Below are 274 nucleotides of genomic sequence, written 5' to 3'. Positions count from 1 at the left end.
CGACGTGGTTATGTCTGCGTTGCCAACAGGACGTTGGCGTCTTTAGCAGACGAAACCACAAATGGTGTAAGTACTACTGTACATACATCAGTAATAATCCTTAGCATTACATGCATTATCCAGTTTTCAAGGTACATAGAAATTGGTGGAGCTGAACGGGATCGAACCGATGACCTCCTGCTTGCAAGGCAGGCGCTCTCCCAACTGAGCTACAGCCCCAAAAAGGGTATGAGAATCATGCACCCTCAAAACCGAATAGAATCAAATCTGTAAG

1 tRNA gene is annotated in these 274 nt (G+C 45.6%); it reads right to left on the bottom strand.

The window, feature by feature from the left end:
• Positions 1–143: 143 nt before the first annotated feature.
• Positions 144–219, bottom strand: a tRNA-Ala gene (locus Q3F21_RS27320).
• Between the last annotated feature and the right edge of the window lie 55 nt (positions 220–274).

Source organism: Brevibacillus borstelensis (genome assembly GCF_037834415.1).
GTDB lineage: Bacteria > Bacillota > Bacilli > Brevibacillales > Brevibacillaceae > Brevibacillus > Brevibacillus borstelensis_A.
This window is presented reverse-complemented; position numbering and strand designations above follow the sequence as displayed.